Raw genomic sequence first — 220 nt, forward strand, 5'->3', positions numbered from 1 at the left:
GACATACGGTGGAGGGTTACACCGACGCACAACCATTCGACCATGCCAGCGGTGCCAAGACCAGCAGGCCCGAGCTCGACAAGGCCCTCGCCCCGACCATCCGCGCCGGCGACCAGCTGGTCATCACCCGAATGGACAGGCTCGGACGCTCGGTGCTCCACCTGGTGATCCTCGGTGCGGCCCTAAGCGAGCGTGATGTGGGATTACGTGTCCTCGAGTA

The 220-nt window shown here is 64.5% G+C and carries 1 protein-coding gene; it reads left to right on the top strand.

Annotation, left to right across the window (positions count from 1 at the left end; translation table 11 throughout):
- Window positions 1-220 (top strand): recombinase family protein (locus tag ACT3TP_RS18840; protein ID WP_444621307.1); only part of this gene is annotated, 220 nt, incomplete at both ends.

It is taken from the genome of Glutamicibacter sp. AOP38-B1-38, assembly GCF_052377485.1.
Lineage (GTDB): Bacteria > Actinomycetota > Actinomycetes > Actinomycetales > Micrococcaceae > Glutamicibacter.